We start from the raw sequence: 24990 nt of genomic DNA, 5'->3' as shown, positions 1-24990 counted from the left end.
ACGCGGGTCGTGGTGCCGATCTTGCCGCTGGGCCTGACCAGACCCCGCTCAGCAGCCGGTGGCGACACCGACCGGAGACTAGGGACGCTTCTTCGACCCAATCGACTTGAGCCCGCGGCGTCCACGGAGTAGACCGAGGTCCCGTCCTTGGTGCGGTCGTTCGAGCCGGCTCAACACAGCGTGTTGGGTCTCTGGCGTCCAAAAGATCGTGAGGCGCTCTCGAGCTCGGGTAACCGCCGTGTAGAAGATGCTGTGTGAGAAGCGGTCCTCGTTGGCGTCGGTGATCACAACCTTCACGGAATCGTACTCGAGACCTTGCGCCTTGTGGATGGAAACCGCGTAGGCGACTTGGAACGGAACCGTCTTGCTATTGGACTCGTCCTCCTCGTCGGTACTCCCCTGCTCCGAAACGGAGAAACGGACCGTCGAGCCGCCGAGCCACTGCAATCCGGAGACTCGCGCGACATCAAATGCCGTGAGTATCCGATCTAACTCGATGTCAAACTGGATCTGACCGGGGAAGGTTTCGATTCCAACAATCGTTCCTTTGAGGTTGTTGTAGATGACTCCTCTGAATCGCGAGGTGTCCCCGAATAAGACGGGGTCGCCGATCTTGTACGTTGAGACGCCCCAAACGGTCGCTTCGCCAGGATTGCCGCTCTGGAGGAACCGGTTGATGTTGTTGATGCCGTATAGGCCGTCGTAGTTGAGGCACAGGATGATCTCTTGGTCATTGCGCGGTGCGAAGAGGGTCTCGTCGAGCACGGCTGAGTAGCCGTAGTGAGCCAGCAACTCTTCGATGTTCGGCTCGATGCCGCGCACGGCATCCCAGAACTTCAGTAGCTGGGCGCTCTTCGTGCGGTAGGGGCTGGTGAGCTCGAACACCGAGGAGTCCGGCAGGAACGCCGGAGCCAACGTGAACCAGTTGCCGAATTTTATTGATTCGATCTGGTAACTGTCCCCGACAAGAACAAGTAGTTCGAACGACGTCCGCCGTAGCACCTGGAGGAGATCGTCGTTGCTGACGATGCTGCACTCGTCAATGAACAGCACGTCAAATTCGGTGCCGGTGTCGTTCCAGAGGTGGCTCGCGATCGTTCGAAACGTGGAGTTCTGGGCACTGACGCGCCGCTCAAGGTTGTTCTTCGCCGGATTGGTGTGCGCCAGGAACAACTTCCTCTTGTCGTTGAAAAAGTGAGCGATGTGGTCGATCATCGTCGACTTTCCCGTGCCGGCTGCACCGTAGATCAAGGCGACCTGGGAACTCGCGAACAGTGCTTTGAGCGCTGCCTCTTTCACCGGATCATCCACGTTCACCGTCGGCGTCTCCTCAAGCCATCGCTCGACCGCCTCGGTATATCCGCCGATCCCAGATTTGGCGTGGGCCTGAAGTTCTTCGATGATCTCGACCGAGTCGTCTTCGTACTCCTGGACGAAGACGTGCTTCTTGTCGTGGACGAGGTCCCGCGCCGGGCGGTGCCCGTGCCAGAGCTTGCTGTTGAAGGTCGCGATCAAAGCGTCAATGTCGCCGAAGCGCTCAAGCTCCTCATCGGGTGTGTAGAGCATGCCGTGCTGCTCGACGTTGTTCTTTACACGACGAGCAAGCAGCTCGTGGACGCGGTCACGAGTGTCCAGACTTTCGACCAGGTCGGAGAACGTGACGTTGTGCTTTTTCGGCGAGGTGCAGAAGGGCATTGAATCGAATGGCTTGCATCCGCGATCCAGGTTGAGATTCGAAAGCAGGCTAGAGGTTTGAGAGCTGTACTGCTGCTTGAGGATCAGGTTATTCATCCTGAGCATGAGGTAGCGGATCATGTTGTGCCCGGGGCGATGGCGGGAAATCAGATCGCGGGCCCTCTCAAGCACGGGAAAGATCGCCGCCTTCTGGACGCGCCGCGTGGCATCCTCTCGTAGCCCCGCAAACCTAGTGTCAGGAAGCGCGACGACATCGAGGAGTCCAGTCTCCGTTCGAGTCAAATACTCCATAAGCACGCGGTACTCACTGGACCCTGACGATACCTTCGACGCCACTCCGAACAACCGAGCGAAGTTGTCGAACTCGCACGGACGAATCGAGACCTCCCAGTCCGTGATGATGGTGATCGGCATCGTCTGGCCGAGCACGTCGATGGCTTCGGAAACCACGGTAAGGTTCGCCGCGTACTTGTCCGTCATCTCGATGTCCGTGAAGGCAATGATTCGGTCGACCTTCTGCAAGTGATCAGTCGTCGCGCGGAAGACTACCTCGTAGAGAATCCGCCCTTTCGTGAAGATCGGCCGGATTCGATGGACGTAGTACCGGTTCCGAACACCTCCTGGTGTCGGATTGGCGCGGACGGCATCGATCCGGGCGGCGATCTTGCGGTGGTACTCGCGAAGTGAAGGATCGAGGTTGACCGGAAAATCCTCCAGATTATTGAGCGTCTCAATCTTGCAAGCTGCCCGCAGCAGCAGGCGTAGCCTGATGAGGTACTCGTAGTACTTGAGCATCAGCCGCTCGGAGGTGTCACCATCCATCGTGTAGTGCGACACGCTCTCCTGTAGCAATTTGTGGAAACGGTGCAGGAACTGAACGCGCTTCGGCGCTGACCCGATGGCGACCAGCGCCGCCTGAATCGCGTCGTAGTCGTAGTCAGCATCAGCACGGCCCGTGTGAAGGCGAACCGCTGCTCCCTCTACGAGATTTCGAAGGTGTGACAAAACCACGAGCGACATAAGTGCACGATCGCCTTTCAGCGCAGCGATGCTGTCACAGATGGCACGATCGGCGCTACGGATCTGATCATCGACTGTTCTCATCGCCGCCCCCTTGCAAGCCTCGTCGTGTCCAACCTGTGGCTCGTGCCAGAGCGCTGGGATGGATCGCTGTACGCTCAAAGTACCGCGCGTGGTTGCAGTACGTCACGAACTAGCCGAGTTCCGTCCAATCTTCAGCACGTACCTCGGCAGCCGAGCTACGCTCGAGCACTTCATAAATTGACGAGCCACCCCTACATCCGGCATGTACCCCACCGACCAAGCGCACGAGGCTCTCAACGCACGCGGCTTCTCCCACCCGAAGGAGACACTCCGGCGCATCACTCGGCACCCGGCGTCGCTGACCACTCACGCTTAGCCACTTCCACCTCAAACTCAAGGGGGTCGTAAGCTCGCGCTATGACGATCTCGGAGCCTTCGTCGGACACGTCAAGGCGGCTGCACGTCCAAACCCCCGAGCACTTACGGGGAGATGCCTGATCATGGATAGACGCTCGCATCAGCGCTCCGCACTGCTTGTGCTCGACGTCGATGGCACGATCTCCAGGATCCACCGCGAGGAAGAGCGCACGCTGCACCAGAACGCACAAGGCTGGCGCTCCTGGATGACGGTCGACGATGACCTCGTGGACGCGCTTGACGATCTCGCACTGCGAGCCGACGTGCAGTTCGCGTGGTTGACGACTTGGCCGCGCGATCAGGTCGGCTGGTTGATCCGCGAGCCGTTACGCGGCAAGCTCAATGGCCCTTACGTGCCCTGGCAAAACTGGCCAAAGAGTGGATGGCGGACGATGAGCCTCATCTCGCACATCCGGCAGACGGGCCCAGATGCGGTCGTGTGGGCAGACGATCGAGCTCCCGAGGACGCTGAGCAACGGCTAACCGCGATGACGGAGGTCCCATCGCTGGTCGTCCGCCCCGACAAGTTCGTGGGCCTCACCCTTGCCGATGTTGGGCAAATTGATCAGTTCCTAGACGAGCAGCTCGTAGTCTGAACGTCCGCCAGGCAGGGCGGCCCTCATTCGGATGCTTCCCCGGCCTTGGCACGAGCGTGAGACGCGCAGAGTGCCCACACCCACATTCGGATCGTGTAGGTCCTCGCCGGTGCCCCGCATTCTTCGCAGGTCCTCGTGCTCTCCCACTCAGCAGCAAGGATGGCGTCGCTGAACACTTCGTTGTAGTCGTAGACGTCGTCGGATGCACGAGCGTAAAAGCTGAGAGAGCCAAACTTTGATTTGATCTGCTGAACGACGTAGCCCGGAGCGATCGCCGCGAGCTTTCTGTCAAGCCGGTCGAGAAGCGGGTACCAGCCGGAGCTCACATCGATGAGCTCAGGCCAGCCAGGTTCGATGCGAGCAATGATCCGCCGAAGCCCCGGCGGAGCGTTCTCAGTCATATCGTCCCCTCCTGATCGACGTTCTCCGCTCTAGACGACTCGAACGGGCTAGTGGTGGCTCACGGGTACATCGGCTCGATGGGAGCCTACGTACCTTCGTTCGTTTCGTCAGCCACCTCCAGCGGTTCCGCAAGCAGGACCAGTGTGGAATGCTTCGAACCGTTACGGGCAACTAGGGACGCTCGGGACTGTTGCCGCCGTCGAGAATGCTCACGGAACGCGCGCCCTACGCGCAGACTGCGCATCACGGCCCTGTCGAAGCTAATCATTCCTCGACGACGCCACTCGATAGCGGCGTGACCTCGAAATCCCGTGACCGCCCGTCGGCGCTCCATGAACTCGAGTTCTGGGAAAGGACCCGGCAATCCACCGGTGTCGGGCAGCAGGTGGGTGAAGAGTTCGGCGAACGTCGGACCGAGGCCCGTGCGGCGTCGAGTCTGCGCGATGAAGATGGCGGCAGCCAGCGCCCATTCCTCCGCGGTGTCATCGCCGGTGAACTCTTCGAACATGTACACCCATTCTGTAGGCGGCGGACTCGTGATGTCCTGCCACCAGATCGGGAACGCCTCACACATGACGCACACCATCACATTTCGCGGTCGCATGCACGGGCCGATCCCGCGGCGCGACCGCCAGTCACCGGGATGGGCAGCACACGTGCAGGGAGTAGCGGAGCAATCCGACGAAGATGATGATTGTTTCGTATGGCCTCCCAAATTATGCCATACCGATTAGGCCAAGCATGAGAGCCCGGATCTAGACGCTTGGAAGGTGCGCCAGCGGAACGACGACTTGGAAGCAGATTGGGATGCGTTCGCGCAGCGCTTCGCCACTTCCCTTCGCACTGCTCGCCACAAAGCCAATCTGAGCCAGGAAGACGTGGCCTACCGCGCCGGGCTGACCCGGTACACGTATCAGAAGTACGAGAAGGGCGAATCACGCCCCGGCCACCCGGCTAACCCGACGTTGCGAACTCTCCTGGCTCTCACCCAGGTGCTCGGCATCACCTTGACCGATCTGGTCCCGGGGAACGCTCCCGATCTTCGAAGTCGCTGAGCGCTGTTCAGGCCCCTGCGTGACCCACGGTGCATCGTCGGCCCAGCCGGGAACGATGCGCCGGGATACGACCCGAGATGCAGGTGCCGCACGCACAGAACGCTCCAGGATGTCCGCTCTTCTGCCGGAGCGCGTGATGTGGCGCAGGAGAACCGCTTTCTCACGGTAGGACGCTTCCGCGACCCCCTTCTCAAATGGCGTTTTCGATACCGTCGCCCCGCTCGACTTCGGCATTCGGATCGCGGTGTACATCGCGGCGCGGTGAACCGCTACGACCGTGGCTGCGGTCGATTCCAGTTCCGCCGTCCGGCTTCCACCTCCAATGCCTACGACGAGCCCGATAAGCCCTTCGACCTGCTGGGAGTCGCTCTCGGCGAGTGCAAACAAGCTGAGCGTGACGTCAGGGTGCGTTAGCGTCACGAGCAGGTCAACTGCCGGCGCATACGAGCACGAGGCTCGGAGCCAGCGCGCGTCAGGTCGCTCTTGCCAGCTGTCGATGATCAAGCGCAGGGCAAGGTCGTATTCGCCCGTGTGCATCGTCACTCCACGTCTCCAAAGAACTCCTGAAATCGACTGTTCGGCGCGATGGCACGCCGACGGGGTGGACAGGAGTTCATCTTCACCGAGGAAGTGCCATCGACGGTGGCGAATGCAAAACCCACCTCCCCTACTGAACACCTCAGTCGGGTTTCCGTCGCTGCATACCAAGCACGCGGAGCGAGCGCGATCAACAACTTCGCACGTGGCGCAGCGTCGAAGCATCCACCGAACGTGGTGGCAGCGCCGATACAGACGGAAGCGTGCGCGCTCCTTGGCGAAGTACCCGGGAGGCAGCGCACCGATTGCCTCAGTCGCAGATGTGAATCGAGCGTTGGTCGAGCTCGACCTGTTGGCACCAACCGTCCGCTCCAAATAGTGGGTGAGCGCGCTGAGATCGAGCGAGTTGGCGACGGCCAACCTAGCCAGGAAACCGGCAGGCGTCTCCCCGGGCAGCGGAATCACACGACAGGGAAGAGTTCGCATGCCTACCTCGACCTCAGTTCCACACGATGGTTCAGCACATGCGCCCTGATCGCCTTGACCCTCGGAAGCATGCGCCTGGCAGCGGGCGTAAGCACGCAGCCGCCTTGCGTCGCGACCGCGGACCTGCCGATCCAGAGTTCCCGTCCCTGAATTCTCAGGCTGTCGAAGATGCCGTCCACGGCGCGATGCCCTAGAGAGTGCGCGGCGACTACGCGATCGAACAGCATTGCCAGTGCGTACCCACCGAGACCCTGCGACATCAGAACGTTCGCGAGACGAGCGTCAGTGAGCCGCGCAGTGAGCGCGATTCGCCGCGGAAATTGAAGAATCTCGTCATCCAGAAGTTCAGCTGCGCACCCACCTTCGAGATTTCGCAGTCGCAGCAACTCCGCGGCCGCATCAACTTCGGGTGACCGATACGGCACACCTCGAAGAGTGAGAGTTCCATTCAGCAGGCGTTGCGCGAGCAGGTGCTTGTGCCTCCCCGGCAGGGGAATATCTCGGCCGCTTCCGTGCCACCTCCGGTGTCGCACGCAGACCGGACCGTGCATACGCGCGACTGTGACCTGATCGCCTCGGGCGCACCGTCTGCAGAGAGCCACAGCTGCCGGAATCATGCGACAACTCGGGCATTCGACTTGACGCGTGGCGCCACCATGTCCACAGGCGCGACCGCCGGCTTCGCGGAGCAATGCACCATCCGGAAGCCCACCCAACGCCTCGATCTTCCGGAGGGCGCTTCTCGGTGTCACCCGAATTGGGAGGGTTCGATCCTCGCGTCGCAACGCCAACCAGAGGTCCTTTTCGCCGATTGCATTTGCGGCGCAAAGCCGCGCCCAGTAGCTCGCCGCCGTTTCTCCCGGATACAGGCGAACGGAAGTCGGAAGCCCGGGACGCGAGGTCATGCCGCACTTACAGGCGTTCGCGATCGTCGCGGCTTGCTTGTGTGGAGCGTTGCGGCCGTCTGACGGCGGGCAAGATCGCGTTCAAATGCGGCCGAATCGAGCTTCTCGGTTCCGTCGTCCATCGCGCTCAGGGCAGCGAACTGCAAGAGGTCCTTGAGCAGTCCGATCTCCCCGCCCGTCAGCGCGTGCAGTGTCGGCGCCGCGGACAGAATCGATCCTGGCCGTTGCTCTGCTAGACACAGTGAGCTCTCCATGGCGAGAAGCAGATCACCCCAGCGAGCCTTCTCCGCGGTCGAGATCAAAGGAAATGGTAAGGCCACGTGCACTTCGAATCGCTTCCCGATCTGCCCACCACGTGAGCCGTCGAGAAGTCCGGTCCCCTCAACTGCGATTCCGGCGTAGACGAACGTGCCTCCACATCGCTCGGAAAGCTGCTTGAGCATGTCTGATGCCTCGACGTTCTGCCGGTACTTCAGATCGAGGTGATGCACGTCATCGACCAAGACAAGTTCGGTGGAGCATCTGCGCAGGGCGTTCGAGACCGCTTCCAGCAGGTCCCCGTAGGTCATCCTGCTGAGAACCGGGAGACCAAGGAATCGGGCGAACTCATGCATCAGAGCTTTGGCTGAGCACTGGGCGGGTACCGCGACATACACGACTGGGAGCATGCCCGGCCCCGCAGCCGGGTGGCCGGTGTCTCGCCGCCTGCGTTCGTGTGCTCTACCGATCTCGACTAGCGAAGTAGTCTTGCCCTGGCCTGGCTCCCCCGAGAGGATCAGGCCTAGCTTCCCGACTCGTCGGTAGGCGTTGAGCATGACGCGATCCCGCACGGCTCGCTGGAAGGCTTCGAACTGCGGTGTCCGCACGAAGGCGCCTGCCTGCGAGTATTGAGCTCGTCCCTGGTTGTATAACGCGCGGTCCCCGAAGCTCATGGCCCGAAGCTCCTCGGATGTGACCGGCGCCGGGCGCTCATACGCGGTGTCGACGTGCTCGCGCCAGCCTTCCTTGGTCGCGATCTCGATCATTCGTCGATCCTCCGCCGCACCTCGTCGAGCCTGTCTCCGATGAGAGGGAAGCCACCGGTGTTAGGCCATTCCTCAGTAGAGGTGGTCTCGATGGACGAATTGTCATCGTCAGCAGGTCGTTTCTCGTCCTCGATGCCCTTCACACTGGTGAAGTTCATCGGATCTTCAGCGATCGCTGCCAATCGAGCGCGCTCTCGCCCGCTTCGCTTCTGACCGTTGCTTCGAGGGGCCGGATTCCCTTGACCGGCGAACGCCTTGATCGCCATCGCAAGCTCGCGACGTTCAGCATCGAGATCCGCGACACCACCGGAGCGCGACGTGCGAGCGTACCGCCAGACATCACCCAGCATCGGGAGTTCATGGACCTGATTGGACCATCTCAGAGGGATGAACTCGCCGTCCCGCTCGAGCCAGACGACGTGCAGATTGTAGGGGTCTACGCGGATCGGCCATCGGCCGTTCCGCGCTTTGTCAGGAGACTTGCGCCTCCACAGGCCTTTGAGCCGCTCGGAGTTGTAGACGCGGTTATCGATGCGCACGCCGTAGCGGTTCAGAACTCGGTAGTCCACAGGTAGCAGCGCGATGTAGTCGTCTCGCGTCAGCGGTACGTGGAGTTCGGGCACGTAAGCGCGGAACGCGCGACACATCTCGTTCGGCGACAACTTGATGCGCGGATGCAACGGGTCCCGCAGTCCGTCATGCGGACGATTCTGCCACTCGACCGCGATCCAGTCCTCTAGGAGCTCCTGGGCCTGTGCGATCGTCAGTAGTTCGTCGGATTCCGTGTCTGTGTCGCGCCCGCGATGTTCGACGCTGCGGCCGACATATCCCTTCACATGCTGCAGCAGCATTGAGTTGATTGCCCCGAACGCTCGCTCTACGTGCGGTTTGTCCGTTGGTGTGTGCGGCGCCGAGGTGATCAGCGAGATATTCAAGGTTTCACACGCAGCGCGGAAATGCCGCGACAAATAGTTTCGTCCGCGGTCGGTGGTGATCGTGTCCGGAAACACATACGGCTGCGCGATACGCAATCGCTCAAATCGCTCCTGATCGATCAGTTGATCGTCAGCCCATGCCGTCGAAATCAGCTGTCGGGTCTCGCGAACCCCTTCCATACGCCGGCCATAGGGCACCAGGGCCCGTGCAAGGACAGCCACCAGGTCGACGCTCTTCGTCCCTTCGGGGCGGAGCATCGCGGCAAGAATCGAGCGCGTTGCGACGTCAAGGAGAATCGTCAGTTCGGGCCGGCCGACGGTTTCGTCATCGATCCGCAACATGACATCAATCCGCGTGGAGTCCATCTCGACCAGTTCGCCGGGACGCAGTGCGGTGCGAGTGCCGAATGTGCCGTCGGGTTGAAGCGCAAGCGACTCGCGAGTCTTGGCCGAACCGAAGGTGAATTGCCCGTGCTCGTCTGCTTCGAGAAGTCGGAAGAACGTCGCTCGGCTCGGCAGCTTCACCGCATCGCCGTGGAGACGTTCGACGCGCCTCATGATTTGTTCGATCGCTGTAGTTCGACTCACAGTCGAGGCGCGGCTCTTTCCTCCGAGTACGTGGTTGATGGCCTCGACGAGGCGTGGATCCCATGTGCTCTTGCGTGGGGAGCCTTTGCCTGCAGTGGTCGTCCCCTGCTCTCGGAACGCTTTAAGCCGACGCTCCACGGCGCGCGTGGAGACAGTTCTACTTAGGCGCACCTCCAGCCACTCGCGCTCTGCTTCAACAGCCTTCCCGACCCCGATCTCTTCTCGGGTCGCCTCGATACGTATGCAGGATTGCAGCCACGCATCCATGTCCGGCGTGATGTCCTGCACCTGCAGAGGAAGGTTCAGCAGACCTGAAGTGTCGCTAGGCACCGGTGTTGCATCATGTCGAAGCTCGTCGAGAGCGACTTCGACCTCACTTCCGTCCTCATCTCGGAGCATCGCCAAATCCTTCTCGATGAACAAGACCGAGAACTTGCGTTGACGCCACGTGAGCGACCCGCCAACTACAACCCGCACTACACGCTCCTTTGCCACACGATCGTTCTGATGTTGAGGGCTTGATCGAGATCTGCCTCGAGCGCCCCTGACCAGAGGTGCGCGTAGCAGTGTGCGAAGCCCTCGGATCCGACGCCGAGCAGCGCAGCTACCTCAGCCAGGGGCAGCCCATCTTCTGGGAGCATTGGCAGTTCTTCGCTGCTCGCCCAGTCTCGAAACGGGCCCAGGAATCGGAGGTTGGCCTCGCGGACTACCGATTCCGCGTCATAGACGACATACCGCCAGCCGCGCTCAGCGGCGAACACCGCTGTCATGTCGAACTGTCTTCTGACGTCGTCCTTGATCTGAGTCGCCGGCTTGACGTCCATCAGCACGGCGTGCCCGTCGTCCAGACGCACGAAGTAGTCCGGGCAGTGCTCGCGCGGGCCGTCGGGTGTGGTCCATCGGATCCACATGGGCTGGCTGGCGATCGCAACCACGCCCGGGGTGCGGTCCAATTCGATGAGGCAGCCCCGCTCCGTCAGCGACTCGAATCCGACAGACGCGCCAAGCGCACCCATCCAGTGGTAGCCGTCGTAATGACGCTTGAGCCGCCAACTGGGAAAGTTCCGAACGGGATCGCCTCGTTCGAAGGGCACGCTGTCGCAGTCGACGGCGTCGAGCTCTAGTTGCACGCCATCGAGACGGTACTCAACGCGAGCTCGCGTCCGGTTGGCTTTAGTGGTGGGAGGAACAGGCCACTGCTGAGTCAGGTCCATAGGGATCCAATCGACATCGACGGATACTTCCTATTCGGCAGTCAGCCTCTCTCCTGGGGAGCGGTACTGGCCTATGTCCTGAGCCCTGACAAAGATGCCCCGACTGGGGATCTGCTCACGGGCAGACTATGTCCGGCACCCAACGAGGCTGGTCGACACGCCGCTCTTCCGACACGTCTAGTGAGACTCCGACACTTTCGTGAGACTCTCCGACAGCCTTCGTGAGACTCCGACACTTTTCGTGAGATCGGACACGATGCCTGCGCTCAAGATTCCGTGATCAAACCGTTGCATTCGTTACCTCGCCGTTATACAGTGATCGCACGGTGAATGTTTGCTGTGGCATCCACCGCATGTGATTGCAGGACACTCTTGGTGCAAGGGACAAGGGCCGGTCGGGAGCCTCTCCGACCGGCCCTTTACTGTTCGCACTATTCTGTGAGGATGACCGATCGCAAGCTCGCCCTGGAGGCCTGGGAGAGCCTGTTCCGCGCGCAGCACGAGCTGTTCACCGAGATGATGGGCGACTTCGAGCACAGCGATATCGCGCAGGCCGAGTACGACGTGCTGCTCACCGTCACCCGCTCCCCCGACCTCACAGCGCGGCTGCGGGACATCACGGCGAATATGCTCATCAGCCAACCCAGCGTCTCGCGACTGGTCGACCGCATGGTCGCGCGCGGTCTCGTGGCGAAGTGCCCCGACCCCGACGACGGTCGCGGCGCACTGATCCGCGCGACGGACGAGGGGGCACGAGCCTTCCGCTCGCTCGCCACCGTGCACGGACGCTCGATCGCCGAGCGCATGTCCCGCCTCGACGACGACGAGCTCCGCGCCCTGCGCGACCTCGCGGAGAAGCTCCGCAAGGGCTGATGTCCGGCTCTCCTCCACAGCTTCTCTGGAGGAGACAGAGTTCCCCACGGGGAGTGGAAGATGACGTCCGCCGCGGCGGTACCGGGCGCTTTTCTGGCAGGGTGGGGGCGAAGGCGCGCATCACGGCGCGCCCGAGACCGCCCCCTCGGGGGGAATCAGGGAGGTCATCCATGGAGATCGCCGGAATCGTCGGCATCCTCGTCATCGTCGGAATCGCCGTCGTCGTCGCCGTCGTCCTACTGCTCGTCCTGCTGCTGTTCGCGCGCAGCTGGATCAAAGTCGCTCGCGCCGACGAGGCACTCGTCATCTCGGGACGCAAGCAGAAGGTGCAGACGGCCGTGCTCTCGGCCGACGGCTCGAGCAGGTCCGAGATGTCGGAGTCGCCGGTCACCGTGATCGTGAACGGCAAGTCGCTCGTGAACCCGATCACGCAGCGTCACGAGATCATCTCGCTGCGTTCACGTCAGGTCTCCCTGAACGCCGAAGCGCAGTCGCTCGACAGCGTGACCCTGAACGTCGACGGTGTCGCGATCGTGAAGATCGGATCCGACCCGATCCTGGTCCGCCGCGCAGCCGAACGATTCGCCTCGCAGGACAAGGCCATCGAGCAGTTCACCACCGAGCAGCTCGAAGGTGCGCTCCGCGGTATCGTCGCCACCCTGTCGGTCGTCGAGCTGATGCGCGAGCGCAAGAAGTTCTCGGACCAGATCGCGGCAGACGTCTCGCAGGAGCTCGCCGAGCAGGGGCTGATCCTCGACTCGTTCCAGATCAAGGGCATCACCGACAAGGTGGGCTACATCCAGTCGCTCGGCGCCCCCGAGATCCAGGCGAAGCGCCAGTCCGCCGAGATCTCGCAGACCAACGCCGACCGCGCGATCAACCAGAAGAACATCGCCAACCAGGAAGCGAACCTGATCGAGCAGACCGCGCTCGACACCAACACCGCCAACGCGGACTCCGGCATCGGCCGGGCGCGCGCCGAAGCCGAGCAGGCCGAGGCACTCGCCCGCGCGCAGGCCGAGCAGGCGGTGCTGCAGCAGCAGGCCGAGAACAAGCAGGCACAGCTCGACGCCGACGTGAAGCGCGTCGCCGACGCCCAGCGCTACGAGGCGGAGACCCGCGCCCAGGCCGAGCTCTACACACGCGAGCGCTCGGCCGAAGCCGCCGCGATCGAGCAGGTCAAGCAGGCCGAGGCCCGCACGCGCATCGCCGAACAGCAGGCCCAGGCCGACAAGGCCCGCGCCGAGGGTGAAGCAGCAGCGGCGATCGCGAAGGCCAGCGGTGAGGCGAATGCCCTCCGAGCCCAGGCCGAGGCCGAAGCAGAAGCCCGCCGCCTCCGCGCCAGCGCCGAGGCCGACGCGATCCGTGCCGAGGGTGACGCCCGTGCGGCAGCCCTGGAGGCGGAGGCCAAGGCCATCGCCTCGAACCAGGACGCATTCCTCTCGCAGCGCGTCCTCGAGGTGCTGCCGTCGATCATGGCCGAGTTCTCGAAGGGCTATGCGGCGATCGGCAACGTGTCGATCATCGGCAGCTCCGGCGAAGACGGCGCATCCACCGTCGTGGGCGCCGACAGCGCCAAGGCACTCGCCTCGGTGTTCGACAGCGTCCACTCGGCTACGGGACTCGACCTGGCCGGCATCATCCAGGGTCAGGCCGTGGGCCGCGGCTTCGGCGCAGGAGTCGCAGAGGCTTCGGCGGCCGCGCCCACGCCGCGCGTCGCGACGCCGACCACGCCACCGCCGCCCGCGCCGCCCGCGGAGTAGTCGGCGCATGACGGCAGATGCCGCGATCGATTCGGTCGCGGCATCCGCCGTTTCTCCGACCGGGCAGACTGGACGGATGACGCGCGCCGCCTTCGACATCGCCACGATCGGCGCCGGCCTGTCGTTCGCCGGCGCCGTCGAGGAGCTCTCCGCCGCCCTCGACACGAGTTCATCCGTGGTGGTGACCGCACCACCGGGCACGGGCAAGACCACCCTGGTGCCTCCGCTCCTCGCCTCGCGAACCCCCGGTCGGGTGGTCGTCACCCAACCGCGCCGGGTGGCCGCACGCGCGGCCGCTCGCCGACTCGCGCAGCTCGACGGCTCGCCTCTCGGCGGGCGCGTGGGATTCACCGTCCGCGGCGAGCGCTCCGCGGGAGCCGACACGAAAGTCGAGTTCGTCACGGCGGGGGTCCTCCTGCGACGGATGCTCGACGACCCGGGACTCGACGGCGTGGGCGCGGTCATCATCGACGAGGTGCACGAGCGCGCCATCGAGACCGACCTCCTCGTCGGTCTGCTCTCCGAGGTGCGCGAGCTGCGGGACGACCTGACGGTCGTGGCGATGTCGGCCACCCTCGACGCCGCCCGGATCGCCGCCGTCATCGGAACCGACGAGTCCCCTGCGCCGGTCGTCGACCACGACGTCCCGGCCTTCCCCCTCACCGAGCGATGGGCTCCGAGTCCCGTGCCCCGCATCGACGAACGGGGAGTCACCCGGGGGTTCCTCGACCACGTCGCGAGCATCACCGCATCCGCAGCCGCCGAACTGGTCCGCGAAGACCCGGAAGCCGATGTGCTGGTCTTCGCCCCCGGCGCTGGTGAGGTGTCGGAGATCGCGCGACGCGTCCGCTCCCTCAGCGACGCCTTCGACGTGCGCGAGTTGCACGGGCGGATCGCCCCGGCGGAACAGGACGCCGTGATCCGCGGCCGCGCGCCGCGCGAGGTCCCCCGCATCATCGTCACCACCTCCCTGGCCGAGTCATCTCTCACCGTGCCGGGTGTACGGCTGGTCGTGGACACCTGCCTGTCGCGGCAGCCCCAGCGTGACGCGGCCCGTGGCATGACGGGTCTGGTCACCACCGCCGCCTCACGCTCCTCGTGCGTGCAGCGTGCCGGACGCGCCACCCGGCAGGGCCCCGGCACCGTGATCCGCTGCGTCGACGAGCGCACTTACGCCGCGGCTCCCGCTCGTCCGTCGCCGGAGATCGCCACGGCCGACCTCGCCGACGCCGCCCTCCTCCTCGCCTGCTGGGGCGCACCGGGTGGCGCGGGTCTGCGCATGATCGAACCGCTGCGAGCCGACAGCCTCGCCGACGCCGTGGCCGTGCTCCGCGGACTCGGCGCGATCGACGACGACGGTCGCGCCACGGCAGACGGCCGAGTGCTGGCACGTATCCCGACCGACCCGCGACTGGCCAGGGCGCTGCGGGACGGCAGTCCCGTGGTGGGGAACCGACTCGCCGCTGAGGTGGTCGCGCTTCTGAGCGGAGACCAGCGCGTCCCCGACGCCGACGTCGCCCACGCTCTCATCGCACTGCGCGGAAGTCGGACCCCCGACGCTCGCCGTTGGCACGAGGACGCGCGTCGCCTGGAGCGGATGGTCGATCCGACGCCGGACACGCGTTCGGGCCTCGAGGGAGTGGGTCTCGTGATCGCGCTGGCCTTCCCTGACCGTGTCGCCCACCGCGTCGAGCGCTCGGAGTCGGGCGCGACCTTCCTCCTGGCTTCGGGCACCCGGGCCGGGGTCACCGGTCCGCTCGCCGCCGTGGAGTGGCTGGCCGTGGCCGACGTCACCCGGGCCTCATCGCGGGCGGCGGCGGGCTCCGGTGCGGTCATCCGATCGGCGGCGGTGCTGACGGAGGGGCAGATGGAGAGCGCGGCCAGCCACCTGATGACAGACCGCATCGAGGCCGAGTTCGTCGGAGGTCGCGTGCAGGCCCGCCGTGAGCGCCGGATCGGGGCGATCGTTCGCTCATCGGTACCGGTGCGGGCGGCGGCGTCGGAAGGCCGGGATGCAGTGGAGCGGGCGCTCCGACGCGACGGACTCGGCATGTTCACCTGGTCCGAGAGTGCGGATGCCCTGCGCCGCCGACTCGCGCTGCTGCGACGCGAGCTCGGCGAACCCTGGCCCGACGTGTCGGACTCGGGGCTGCTCGAATCGCTCGACACGTGGCTGGCGACGGAGCTAGATGCCCTCGCGTCCGGCGCCCCCGCCAGCCGGCTGGATCTCACGTCCGCCCTTCGCCGTCTGCTGCCCTGGCCGGAAGCCGCGCACCTGGATACGCTCGCCCCGGAACGGCTCGCCGTGCCCAGCGGGTCCCGGGTGCGCATCACCTACCCGGAGCCCGACGGCGACGCGACCGCACGCCCCGTCGTGGCGGTGAAGCTGCAGGAGTGCTTCGGCTGGGCGGAGACGCCGCGGCTGGTGGACGGACGCGTTCCCGTGCTCTTCCACCTGCTGTCCCCGGCGGGGCGGCCGCTCGCCGTCACAGACGACCTCGCCTCCTTCTGGTCCGGTCCCTACAACCAGGTGCGCGCCGAGATGCGCGGCCGCTACCCCCGGCACCCGTGGCCCCAGGATCCGTGGGCCGCGGCGCCGACCAAGCACACCAAGAACCGCGCCGCTCGCTGACCCGCACCCCCGAGCCCGTCTCAGCCAGTTCGCCGCCGCAGTGTGAGGGCGGCAAGCGCCAGGGCGCCGACGGCGAACGCCACGACGATGAGCAGCGGACCGAACACGTCCGCGCCCTCGTCCCCCGCCGCGACCGCGTTGATCGTGTCGATCGCGTAGCTGAGCGGCAGCCAGTCGGAGATGGCGTGCAGCACATCGGGCATCTGGTCTCGGGGCATGAACAGACCGCCGAGGATGATCTGCGGGAACACCAGCAGCGGCATGAACTGCACGGCCTGGAACTCGGTCTGGGCGAACGCGCTCGCCAGCAGCCCGAGCGCCGTGCCGAGCAGAGCATCGACAACCGCGACGAGGCCGAGCTGCCACAGCGGCCCGTCGACGTCGAGGCCGCACACCGCGACCGCGAACGACACCGTGATCACCGCCTGCAGCAGGGCCATCAGCCCGAACGCGAGTGCGTAGCCGAGGATGAAGTCGGCCTTCTCGAGTGGCGTGGTCATCAGCCGTTCGAGCGTGCCGGAACGGCGCTCGCGCAGGGTGGTGATCGATGTGATGAGGAACATCACGATGAACGGGAACAGCGCCAGGATCGCACCGCCGAACTGGTCGAACACACCGTCCTGCTCGCTGAACAGCCAGGCGAAGAGACCGACGAGCAGGCTCGGGGCGATGAGCATCAGGGCGATCGACCGCGGGTCGTGCCGCAGCTGCGTGAGCACGCGCCCGGCGGTCGCGAACAGCCGACGGCCGTTCATCCCTCGACCTCCTCATTCCGCTCGTGCGCCTCTCGCCGCGCCCGCCTGGTGGTCGCGGCGCCGGCCGCGCTGTCGCGCTCGATCAGAGCGAGGAACGCGGCTTCGGCGTCGCTCGTGCCGGTGTCGGCGAGCAGCGACGATGGTGTCGTGTCGGCGATGATCCGCCCTTCCCGCATCAGGAGCAGCCGGTCGCAGCGCACAGCCTCGTCCATCACGTGGCTCGAGACGATGAGTGTGACGCCCCGGTCGGCAAGGCGGCGGAACAGGCTCCACAGCTCGGCACGCAGCACAGGGTCGAGGCCGACCGTAGGCTCGTCCAACACGATGAGCTCCGGGGCGCCGATCAGTGCGACCGCGAGCGACACCCGCGTCGCCTGGCCGCCGCTCAGCGAATCGACGAGCTGCGCCGCCTGCGCGCCGAGACCGACCTCCTGGATGACCCGGTCGACATCGCCCTTCGGCGCTTTCAGGAGCGAGGCGAAGTAGGTGAGATTCTGCCGCACGCTGAGATCGCCGTAGACCGAGGCGCCCTGCGTGCCGTACGCGACACGATGCCGCAGCTGGCGGGAACCGCCCGGCTCACCGAGAACGGTCACGTCGCCCGACGCGATCCGCTGCACCCCGACGATCGACCGCATGAGCGTGGTCTTGCCGCACCCCGAGGGACCCAGCAGCCCCGTGATCTGGCCGCGGGGCACGGCGAGGTCGATGCCGTCGAACACACGAACGGCCCCGCGCCGCACGCGCAGCTGCGTGATCTCGACGGCAGCATTATTCATCATGCGATGAATTATGCGCCTCCCGCTCGACGGCGTCAACGGGTTCTCCAGAGCGCAGAAAGGTGGAGCGCAGTAGAAGGTACAGAGCAGTAGAACGTGCAGAGCAGTAGAAGGTGCAGAGCAGGAGGAAGTGGAGCTCAGTCGAAGAGGTAGCGCTGCACCGTGGGGCCCAGCCGTGCGACGAGGTCCTCCACCGGGGCGGCAGCGAGCGCCGGGAGCTTCAGCACATATCGGGCGATCAGCATCCCGGCGATCTGCGAGGCGACGAGCGATGCCCTGAGGTCGGCGTCGTCGACGTCGAGGCTCCGCGAGATGCGGGAGAGGAGCTCACGCGAGAGGAAACCTGCCAGCAGCGGTGTCGTCACCCGACTCCCGATCGCGGTGCGCAGGAGCATGACCCCGCGCCGGCGCACCTCGGGCTGCTCGAACGCCTCGAGGACGTATCGGATCAGACGTTCACCGACCTCGTCACGCGGACCCGTGAGGATCCCCGGCACATCGATGTCCGGACGCAGCGGGATGCCCACGGCTTCGGCGAAGAGGTCGGCTTTGGTGCCGAAGTAGTGGTGCACGAGGGCGGAGTCCACCCCGGCCCTCGCGGCGATGGAGCGGATCGTCGCTCCGTCGTAGCCCTTCTCCCCGAAGTCGTCCACGGCGGACGCGATGATGCGCGCCCGCGAGTCCGAGACGCCGCGGGGACGGCCACGCCGCCTGGGGGGCTTGTGCTCGGTCATGCCCGTCAGCCTATGATGCGCGGCGATGGCACGGCGCGCCGGTCAGTCGAGCAGATGACGCAGATAGCGCGTCGGATGCTCGAGGAACGAACGCCAGTGGTTCACGATCTCGAGGTCGTCCCACTCGGCCGGGCGCACACCCCACTCGCCGACCTCGAGGATCTTAGCTCCCGGCAGGGCCGCCAGCACCGGCGAGTGGGTGGCGCACAGCACCTGCCCTCCCTCGTCGGCGATGCGTCGGAGCACGGCGATCAGGGCAAGGGTGGAGTTGAAGGACAACGCGGCCTCCGGCTCGTCGAGGCAGTAGAAGCCCGGCTCGTCGAAACGGCTCTCCAGCAGTGCGAGGAACGACTCGCCGTGGCTCATCTCGTGGAACGGCACATCGGGTGCGCTGGTCGACGGGTTCTCCTCGAGGTAGGTGTAGAAGGAGTGCATCGTCTCTGCACGGAGGAAGAACCCCCAACGGCTCGAGCCCACTCCCCGCTGCAGCCGCAACCACTCGGACAATGGCGATTCGGTCGCCCGCGTGGTGTGTCGAGCCTGCCGGGAACCTCCCTCGGGTGAGAGGCCGTACGCGATCGCGACGCCCTCGACCAGGGTGGACTTGCCGCTGCCGTTCTCGCCGACCAGGAAGGTCACCCCGGGGTCGAGGTCGATCCCCTCACGCAGCACCTGGGCGACCGCGGGGATGTTCGTCGGCCACCCCGTGCCCGTCGTCGGCGCCTCATCGTTCGGACGGACCGCGACGACGGGCTGCTGCCGTCGTCGCCGAGAGGTCGGCTCCCAGAACGCATCCATCGTGATCCCTCCCCGTGTGACGTCTCGGAGAGGCTACCCGCATCCCCCGACAGGGACACGGGAAGGAGCCTCAGCACTCGATGACGTTGACAGCGAGGCCACCCTCGCTCGTCTCCTTGTACTTGGTGGACATGTCGGCCCCCGTCTGACGCATCGTCTCGACGACGGCGTCCAGCGAGACGTAGTGGCTGCCGTCGCCGCGAAGGGCGAGCCGCGCAGCGGTGACGGCGGTCGAGGCGGCGATCGCGTTGCGCTCGATGCACGGAATCTGCACGAGGCCGCCGATCGGATCGCACGTGAGACCGAGGTGGTGCTCCATCGCGATCTCGGCCGCGTTCTCGATCTGCCGGTTCGTGCCGCCCATCACCGCGGTGAGGCCGCCGGCCGCCATGGCACAGGCGCTGCCGACCTCGGCCTGGCACCCGCCCTCCGCGCCGGAGATCGACGCGTTGGCCTTGAACAGCGACCCGAGGGCCGTCGCGGTCAGCAGGAAGCGACGGATGCCGCGGCGACGGTTCGCCTCAGCGGTCTGCTCCTCGTCGAGGTCGCTCCCGTCGCTCACCGCACGCACGTCCGACTCGAAACCGAGCAGCGCACTGCCGACCAGCTCGCCGTACGGGGTGACCGCGTTGCCCGCCCCGAGCCCCGAGTCGGCAAGGAAACGCCACCAGTACATCGCGACGGCTGGGAGGATGCCTGCGGCTCCATTGGTCGGTGCCGTGACGACGCGACCGCCCGCCGCGTTCTCCTCGTTCACGGCGAGCGCGAAGGCCCCGAGCCATTCCCCGGGAAGCTCGCGATGCCCGTCGGCTTCCACCTCCTCGAGCTGGCCGCGGATCACACCGGCGCGCCGCTTGACCTTGAGGATTCCGGGGAGCGTGCCGTCGGCGTGGAGGCCGGCATCGACACACCCCGACATCGCATCCCAGATCGCATCGAGCCCGGCAGCGACCTCCTCTTCCGAGCGCAGCGATGTCTCGTTCAGTCGCGCCACCTCGGCGATCGACAGTCCGTTCTCGTCGCAGAGGGCGAGCAGCGACGCCGCATCCGCGTAGGAATACGGGAATCCGGCGGTCGTGAGCTTCGCCTCCTCGCCGTCGCGTCGGATGAAACCTCCGCCGACCGAGTAGTAGGTCTCCTCGGCGAGCACCGCACCCGAGTCGTCCCAGGCGGTGATCGTCATGGCGTTCGGGTGCCCGGGAAGCCGGGTGCGCGGCGCGAACACGATGTCGTCCTTCGCGAAGGGGACGTCGTGGGTGCCGTCGATGCGGATCATGGCCTGCGCGGGCAGATCGGTCCAGGCTGCACGGACGTCGGCAGGATCGCAGGTCTCCGGCGTGAGACCGCGCAGGCCCGCGACGACCGCATCCGGGGTGCCGTGCCCGATACCCGTCGCTCCGAGCGAACCGTAGAGGGTGCTGCCGATCCGGGCGACCTGGGGAAGGATGCCCGTCGCTGTGAGTCGCCGAGCGAAGTCGAGGGCCGCTCGCATCGGTCCGACCGTATGGGAGCTCGATGGCCCCACTCCGATGGAGAAGAGGTCGAAGGCCGAGACGTACGCTGTCACCCCTCCAGGCTACGCCGGATTCACCACTTCGGTTCACCGCGGTTAACTCATCAGCGCGTCAAGCCCCTTCCCGTCATGCGTGTGCTGAGCCATCCTGTTCGGACCACATCGTCGAAAGGGGTCATCATGACCGACACCGCTCCCGACCCGGAGACCACGGACGAGGCCTCCCCCGAATCGCAGACCCCCACGCCCACGCCGTCGTCGGACACGAGCGAGGGCGAGGTCACGACACCCGCCGAGGCGGAATCGCCAGAAGACGCCGACCCGAGCGAGGTTCCGAGCACCGAGGAGCTCGAAGAGCCCAGCACCGAGAAGGCCCCGGGCGAAGAGCCCAAGGCTCCGAAGCGCGATGAGCCCGAGCCCGATCACGAGGCGGTCGGCATCGGCGTGATCGACACGGAAGAGCCGCAGGCCGACTGAGCTCCCGAAGAATCCGGAGCACCGCAGAGGCCCCGTCCTGCTGTCATCGGCAGGACGGGGCCTCGGTCGTGAACGGGGTCCCCGCTACTCGACGAGCTTGCCCTCGGTGTCGACCTCCCGCATGAGCTCGGCGATCTCAGGCGAGATCTCAGGGATCGTCTCTCGGGTCACTCCGTCCTTCGGCGACCACACCAGGTTCACCTGCAGTGTCGGGTCGGTGTCGGGGAAGTCGCTGCGGTTGTGGCATCCACGGGTCTCCCGACGTTCCAGCGCCGCCTCGAGGGTGGCGCGTGCAGCGAGCGCCGACGCCTTGAGATCGAACGCGTGCGCGAGGTCCTGGAAACCCGCGATGTCGGGGTGGATGCCGATGTCCTCCATGCGCCCCTCGATCATGTCGAGGTCGGCGAGTCCCGCGCGCAGCCCCTCCTCCGAGCGCACGACTCCGGCGTACTCGGTCATCAGGTTGCGGATCGCGCGCTGCAGCGCGCGGACGTTCTCACGTCCCTCCGCGGCGAGCAGGTCGTCGATCTCCGCACGCGCCTCGGCGACGGCCGTCGCCGACCGACGCTGCGCATCCAGCCCGGCCGCATGCTCCATGGCCGCCTGCCCCACGATCCGCCCGTAGACGAGCAGCTCGATGAGCGAGTTGCCCCCGAGTCGGTTGGCGCCGTGCAGTCCGCTGGAGGCCTCGCCGATCGCGTAGAGGCCGTCGACATCGGTCTGGTGGTCTTCCGGCCGCACCCACACACCGCCCATCGAATAGTGCGCGGTCGGTGCGATCTCGATCGGGTCGGTGGTGATGTCGAGCATCTGCAGCTCCATCATCGTCTGATAGACGCGTGGCAGGCGGGTCATGATCGTCTCGCGCGGCAGGTGCGACACGTCGAGCCAGACGCCACCGTTCTCGGTGCCGCGACCTTCCTGGATCTCGGTGTACGCCGCGAGCGCGACGCGGTCCCGCGTCGACAGCTCCATCCGCTCGGGGTCGTACTTCCCCATGAACCGCTCACCGAGCGCGTTGCGCAGGATGCCGCCCTCGCCGCGAGCCGCCTCGGAGATCAGGGTTCCCGCCGCGCTCTCCGGCTCGATGATGCCGGACGGGTGGAACTGGACGAGCTCGGGGTCGCGCAGGCGAGCTCCCGCGTCGACCGCCAGGCGGAAGGAGTCGCCCGTGTTCTCGTCGCGGCGGGAAGAGGTGCGGCGCCAGATGCGGTTGTGTCCGCCCGCGGCGAGGATCACGGCATCCGCGTGGATGAGGTAGCGGGTGCCGTCCGCCTGGTCGAAGCCGTAGGCCCCGAACACGACGTTGTCGCGCACCAGGAGGCGGGTGATGTAGACGTGGTCGAGGATCGGCACGTCGAGCTGCTCGGCCTTGCGCACGAGGGTGCGCTGGATCTCGAGCCCCGTGTAGTCGCCGGCGAACGCCGTGCGGCGGAAGGTGTGAGCGCCGAAGAACCGCTGCGAGATGCGGCCGTCGTCTTCACGCGCGAAGTCCATGCCCCAGCGCTCGAGGTCGCGGATGCCCCGCTCGGCGCCCTGAGTGACGATCTCGACCGTGTGCGGGTTGGCGAGGAGGTAGCTCTCCTTGATGGTGTCGGCCGCGTGCTGCTGCCAGCTGTCCTCCGCGTCCATCGTGCCGAGCGCGGCGTTGATGCCGCCGGCGGCGAGGGAGGTGTGCGCGTCCTGCCGCGGCCGTTTGCCCACGGCGAGCACGTCGACGCCGTGTTCGGCGATCTCGATCGCTGCCCGGAGACCCGAGCCTCCGGTGCCGATGACGAGGACGGTGGTGGATATCTGACGTTCGCGCGTAGCCATGCGGTCAACGGTAGTTAGGGGATCCTAATAACTCCAATGCATAGTTCGACTTGAAACGATGCGGGTAGGCTATGGCCATGAACCTCGAGCAGCTCCGCGGGTTCGTCGAGGTCGCGCGTCTCGGACACTTCACCCGCGCCTCCGAGCACCTGCACCTGGCACAGCCGTCTTTGAGCCGGCAGATCTCGACGCTGGAGCGCGAGCTCGGCGCCGAGCTGTTCCACCGCGCGCGCGGCCATATCGCCCTCACGGCCGCCGGCGAGACGCTCCTCCCCCGCGCACAGCGCATGCTGGCGGAGGCCGATGCCATCCGCGACGAGATGGGCGAACTCGCCGGGCTCCGACGGGGACGCGTGCGCCTCGGCGCCCCTCCCACCCTCTGCATCAGCCTCGTCGCCGAGGCGATCCGCTCCTTCCACGCCGCGCACCCCGGCGTCGACCTGCATCTCACCGAAAGCGGATCTCGCCGCCTCGTCGAGGAGCTCGCCGTCGGCGCCGTCGACATCGCACTCATCACGGAATCCGACGGCCCTCCACCCTCGGGGTTCAGCCTCACGCGGATGCCGCTGCTCACCGAGGAGCTCGTCGTCGTCTCGGCCGCGACCGAGCCGCCCGTATCGAGCTCGGCATCCATGACGCTCCTCCACCTCGCGTCCCTCCCCCTGATCGCACTCGACGAGACCTACGAGCTTCGAGCCACGACCGAGGCGGCCTTCCGCGCCGAGGGCCTCAGGCCCACCCATGTGCTCGAAGGCGCCGAGATGGACGCGGTGCTGCGTTTCGTCGAGCGCGGTGTCGGCGTCGCGGTCGTGCCGGCGATGGTGCTCCTCGATCGCCCCGCCCTGCGATCGGTCCGGCTGACGCACCCCATGATGACCCGCACGGTCAGCCTCGCCCACCGTGCGGATGTGACACCGGCCGTCGCCGTCGCCGCGATCCGCGACGTGATCGTCGCGACCGCCGCCGAGGTGGCCGACCGCGACCCGGCGATCACGAGCCTGCTCACCTGACGACGCGGGGCTCATCCTCAACGATGAGTCGGCTCGTTCCCGACAACGCAGAAACGGCCTCCACCGGAGTGGAAGCCGTTTCTCACTGTCTCAACACAGTGTGCGCCCGAAGGGACTCGAACCCCTAACCTTCTGATCCGTAGTCAGATGCTCTATCCATTGAGCTACGGGCGCCCGGCCCGCTCAGCGGGCCGTAGAACAGCCTACAACAGTCCCGACGCGAAAGCGAAACGAGCCCTCAGTCGTCGGCCGATGCGGCCTTCTGCTGCTTCTTCCGCCTCTTGGCCTTGGCTCTCTGCTCCGAGGAGAGCGCCTGCAGGTCGACGAGCCGAAGGGCCTGCATCCGGGCCTCGCGCATGCGGTTGTAGTCGGGATCCTGGTCGGGGCGCATCCCCTCGACACGCAGTCGACGGTCGAGGTTGTGGCGCACGTCGGCCCAGGCCGCACTCCTCGCCTCCTCGACGATGGCGGCGAGCTGCTCCCGGTCCTGCATGATCTCGCGCAGACGCACGGCGACGCCGGTGGACTGCTTGGCCCGACGGCGGAGGTTGCGCACATCGCGATCGCGGTAGTCGTGCGTTCCCACCGGGTCGGAATGCCGGCCCCTCGCCCGCTTGCGCAGGGCGGTGACGGTGGCCGCGGCTTCTTCCGACTCCTCTGCCATGGCACGGAGCGCCTCACGCGCGTCGTCGATGTACTTGTCCATGTCGAACACGCCGTCCTCGGCGATGGTGCCGATGAGGATGTGGTTCTTGACGGCCAGGCGCGCGGCAGCGGTCGCGATCGCGACGCCTTCGGCGATGGCATCCGCTGTCCGTCCCACCGGTACCTCCTCTCCTTGAGCGTACCGGTATCGATGCGGCCCGGTGTCGGCCAGAATGGTCGGAATCAGCATGCCCCACCCATCCGACATCCGCGGGTTCGCGCCCCGATCACGCACTG

The 24990-nt window shown here is 65.9% G+C and carries 22 protein-coding genes and 1 tRNA gene; 7 read left to right on the top strand and 16 right to left on the bottom strand.

The window, feature by feature from the left end; translation table 11 throughout:
- Window positions 1-78: 78 nt before the first annotated feature.
- Window positions 79-2799 carry an ATP-dependent RecD-like DNA helicase gene (locus ABRP18_RS03630; protein WP_062635597.1) on the bottom strand — a complete coding sequence of 907 codons (2721 nt, stop codon included), beginning with the start codon at window positions 2797-2799 and terminating at the stop codon, window positions 79-81.
- Window positions 2800-3239: 440 nt separating this feature from the next.
- Here ABRP18_RS03630 and ABRP18_RS03625 point away from each other — a divergent pair, with 440 nt between their 5' ends.
- A complete protein-coding gene (locus ABRP18_RS03625; protein WP_156149169.1) occupies window positions 3240-3752 on the top strand; it encodes an HAD domain-containing protein in 513 nt (170 codons plus the stop codon).
- A gap of 23 nt (window positions 3753-3775) precedes the next feature.
- Here the strand turns inward: ABRP18_RS03625 and ABRP18_RS03620 are convergent, their stop codons facing one another.
- A complete protein-coding gene (locus ABRP18_RS03620) occupies window positions 3776-4153 on the bottom strand; it encodes a hypothetical protein (protein WP_045264199.1) in 378 nt (125 codons plus the stop codon).
- A gap of 86 nt (window positions 4154-4239) precedes the next feature.
- Entirely contained in the window at window positions 4240-4662 is a 423-nt protein-coding gene (locus ABRP18_RS03615; protein ID WP_156149170.1) for a hypothetical protein, read from the bottom strand.
- 262 nt (window positions 4663-4924) lie between these two features.
- On the opposite strand from ABRP18_RS03615, the gene ABRP18_RS03610 reads away from it, so the two are divergent.
- Complete coding sequence (locus tag ABRP18_RS03610) at window positions 4925-5209, top strand: helix-turn-helix domain-containing protein (RefSeq protein WP_197073245.1); 285 nt, start codon at window positions 4925-4927, stop codon at window positions 5207-5209.
- Here ABRP18_RS03610 and ABRP18_RS03605 read toward each other — a convergent pair.
- The 5 genes from ABRP18_RS03605 to ABRP18_RS03585 form a co-directional block, all read right to left on the bottom strand.
- Entirely contained in the window at window positions 5090-5752 is a 663-nt protein-coding gene (locus ABRP18_RS03605; protein ID WP_045264201.1) for a hypothetical protein, read from the bottom strand. The two genes, ABRP18_RS03610 and ABRP18_RS03605, sit on opposite strands and share 120 nt — an antisense overlap.
- Window positions 5753-6234: 482 nt before the next feature.
- Window positions 6235-7137 (bottom strand): TniQ family protein, encoded by a 903-nt coding sequence (locus ABRP18_RS03600; RefSeq protein WP_153243565.1) that lies wholly within the window; start codon window positions 7135-7137, stop codon window positions 6235-6237.
- Window positions 7134-8162: an ATP-binding protein gene (locus ABRP18_RS03595; RefSeq protein ID WP_045264203.1), complete on the bottom strand. Its 1029-nt coding sequence runs from the start codon at window positions 8160-8162 to the stop codon at window positions 7134-7136. Before ABRP18_RS03595 ends, ABRP18_RS03600 begins: the two co-directional genes overlap by 4 nt.
- A complete protein-coding gene (locus tag ABRP18_RS03590) occupies window positions 8159-10108 on the bottom strand; it encodes a Mu transposase C-terminal domain-containing protein (protein ID WP_157523994.1) in 1950 nt (649 codons plus the stop codon). Before ABRP18_RS03590 ends, ABRP18_RS03595 begins: the two co-directional genes overlap by 4 nt.
- A 53-nt stretch (window positions 10109-10161) precedes the next feature.
- The gene (locus tag ABRP18_RS03585) at window positions 10162-10899 is read right to left on the bottom strand and encodes a TnsA-like heteromeric transposase endonuclease subunit (RefSeq protein ID WP_082066568.1); all 738 of its coding nucleotides are present in this window, start codon (window positions 10897-10899) and stop codon (window positions 10162-10164) included.
- 444 nt (window positions 10900-11343) lie between these two features.
- On the opposite strand from ABRP18_RS03585, the gene ABRP18_RS03580 reads away from it, so the two are divergent.
- From ABRP18_RS03580 to hrpB, 3 genes are all read left to right on the top strand, one after another.
- Window positions 11344-11772 (top strand): MarR family winged helix-turn-helix transcriptional regulator, encoded by a 429-nt coding sequence (locus ABRP18_RS03580; protein WP_045264204.1) that lies wholly within the window; start codon window positions 11344-11346, stop codon window positions 11770-11772.
- Window positions 11773-11942: 170 nt separating this feature from the next.
- Complete coding sequence (locus ABRP18_RS03575) at window positions 11943-13535, top strand: flotillin family protein (protein ID WP_046746700.1); 1593 nt, start codon at window positions 11943-11945, stop codon at window positions 13533-13535.
- Between the two features lie 76 nt (window positions 13536-13611).
- Window positions 13612-16167 (top strand): ATP-dependent helicase HrpB, encoded by a 2556-nt coding sequence (hrpB, locus tag ABRP18_RS03570; protein WP_349885553.1) that lies wholly within the window; start codon window positions 13612-13614, stop codon window positions 16165-16167.
- Window positions 16168-16187: 20 nt separating this feature from the next.
- Here the strand turns inward: hrpB and ABRP18_RS03565 are convergent, their stop codons facing one another.
- The 5 genes from ABRP18_RS03565 to ABRP18_RS03545 form a co-directional block, all read right to left on the bottom strand.
- Window positions 16188-16922 (bottom strand): ABC transporter permease, encoded by a 735-nt coding sequence (locus tag ABRP18_RS03565; protein WP_046746701.1) that lies wholly within the window; start codon window positions 16920-16922, stop codon window positions 16188-16190.
- Window positions 16919-17704, bottom strand: coding sequence for an ABC transporter ATP-binding protein (locus tag ABRP18_RS03560; RefSeq protein WP_349885552.1), 786 nt, complete (start codon window positions 17702-17704; stop codon window positions 16919-16921). The genes ABRP18_RS03565 and ABRP18_RS03560 overlap by 4 nt, the downstream gene beginning before the upstream one ends.
- Window positions 17705-17838: 134 nt before the next feature.
- A complete protein-coding gene (locus tag ABRP18_RS03555) occupies window positions 17839-18435 on the bottom strand; it encodes a TetR family transcriptional regulator (RefSeq protein ID WP_058631477.1) in 597 nt (198 codons plus the stop codon).
- Between the two features lie 42 nt (window positions 18436-18477).
- Window positions 18478-19233: an AAA family ATPase gene (locus tag ABRP18_RS03550; RefSeq protein WP_046746703.1), complete on the bottom strand. Its 756-nt coding sequence runs from the start codon at window positions 19231-19233 to the stop codon at window positions 18478-18480.
- A 70-nt stretch (window positions 19234-19303) separates the two neighbouring features.
- The gene (locus ABRP18_RS03545; protein WP_349885551.1) at window positions 19304-20800 is read right to left on the bottom strand and encodes an L-serine ammonia-lyase, iron-sulfur-dependent, subunit alpha; all 1497 of its coding nucleotides are present in this window, start codon (window positions 20798-20800) and stop codon (window positions 19304-19306) included.
- 126 nt (window positions 20801-20926) lie between these two features.
- Between ABRP18_RS03545 and ABRP18_RS03540 the strand changes: the two genes are divergently transcribed.
- Window positions 20927-21223 (top strand): hypothetical protein, encoded by a 297-nt coding sequence (locus tag ABRP18_RS03540; protein WP_349885550.1) that lies wholly within the window; start codon window positions 20927-20929, stop codon window positions 21221-21223.
- A gap of 84 nt (window positions 21224-21307) precedes the next feature.
- Here ABRP18_RS03540 and ABRP18_RS03535 read toward each other — a convergent pair whose 3' ends face one another.
- Entirely contained in the window at window positions 21308-23038 is a 1731-nt protein-coding gene (locus ABRP18_RS03535) for an FAD-binding protein (RefSeq protein ID WP_349885549.1), read from the bottom strand.
- Between the two features lie 77 nt (window positions 23039-23115).
- On the opposite strand from ABRP18_RS03535, the gene ABRP18_RS03530 reads away from it, so the two are divergent.
- Window positions 23116-24048, top strand: a complete 933-nt coding sequence (locus ABRP18_RS03530) for a LysR family transcriptional regulator (protein ID WP_058631591.1) — start codon at window positions 23116-23118, stop codon at window positions 24046-24048.
- Between the two features lie 101 nt (window positions 24049-24149).
- Here ABRP18_RS03530 and ABRP18_RS03525 read toward each other — a convergent pair.
- Both ABRP18_RS03525 and ABRP18_RS03520 read right to left on the bottom strand, forming a co-directional pair.
- A tRNA-Arg gene (locus ABRP18_RS03525) sits at window positions 24150-24222 on the bottom strand.
- Between the two features lie 64 nt (window positions 24223-24286).
- Entirely contained in the window at window positions 24287-24871 is a 585-nt protein-coding gene (locus tag ABRP18_RS03520; RefSeq protein WP_058631503.1) for a hypothetical protein, read from the bottom strand.
- Between the last annotated feature and the right edge of the window lie 119 nt (window positions 24872-24990).

Source organism: Microbacterium sp. WHRI 7836, from assembly GCF_040223885.2.
In the GTDB taxonomy this organism is placed as follows: Bacteria; Actinomycetota; Actinomycetes; order Actinomycetales; family Microbacteriaceae; genus Microbacterium; species Microbacterium oxydans.
This window is presented reverse-complemented; position numbering and strand designations above follow the sequence as displayed.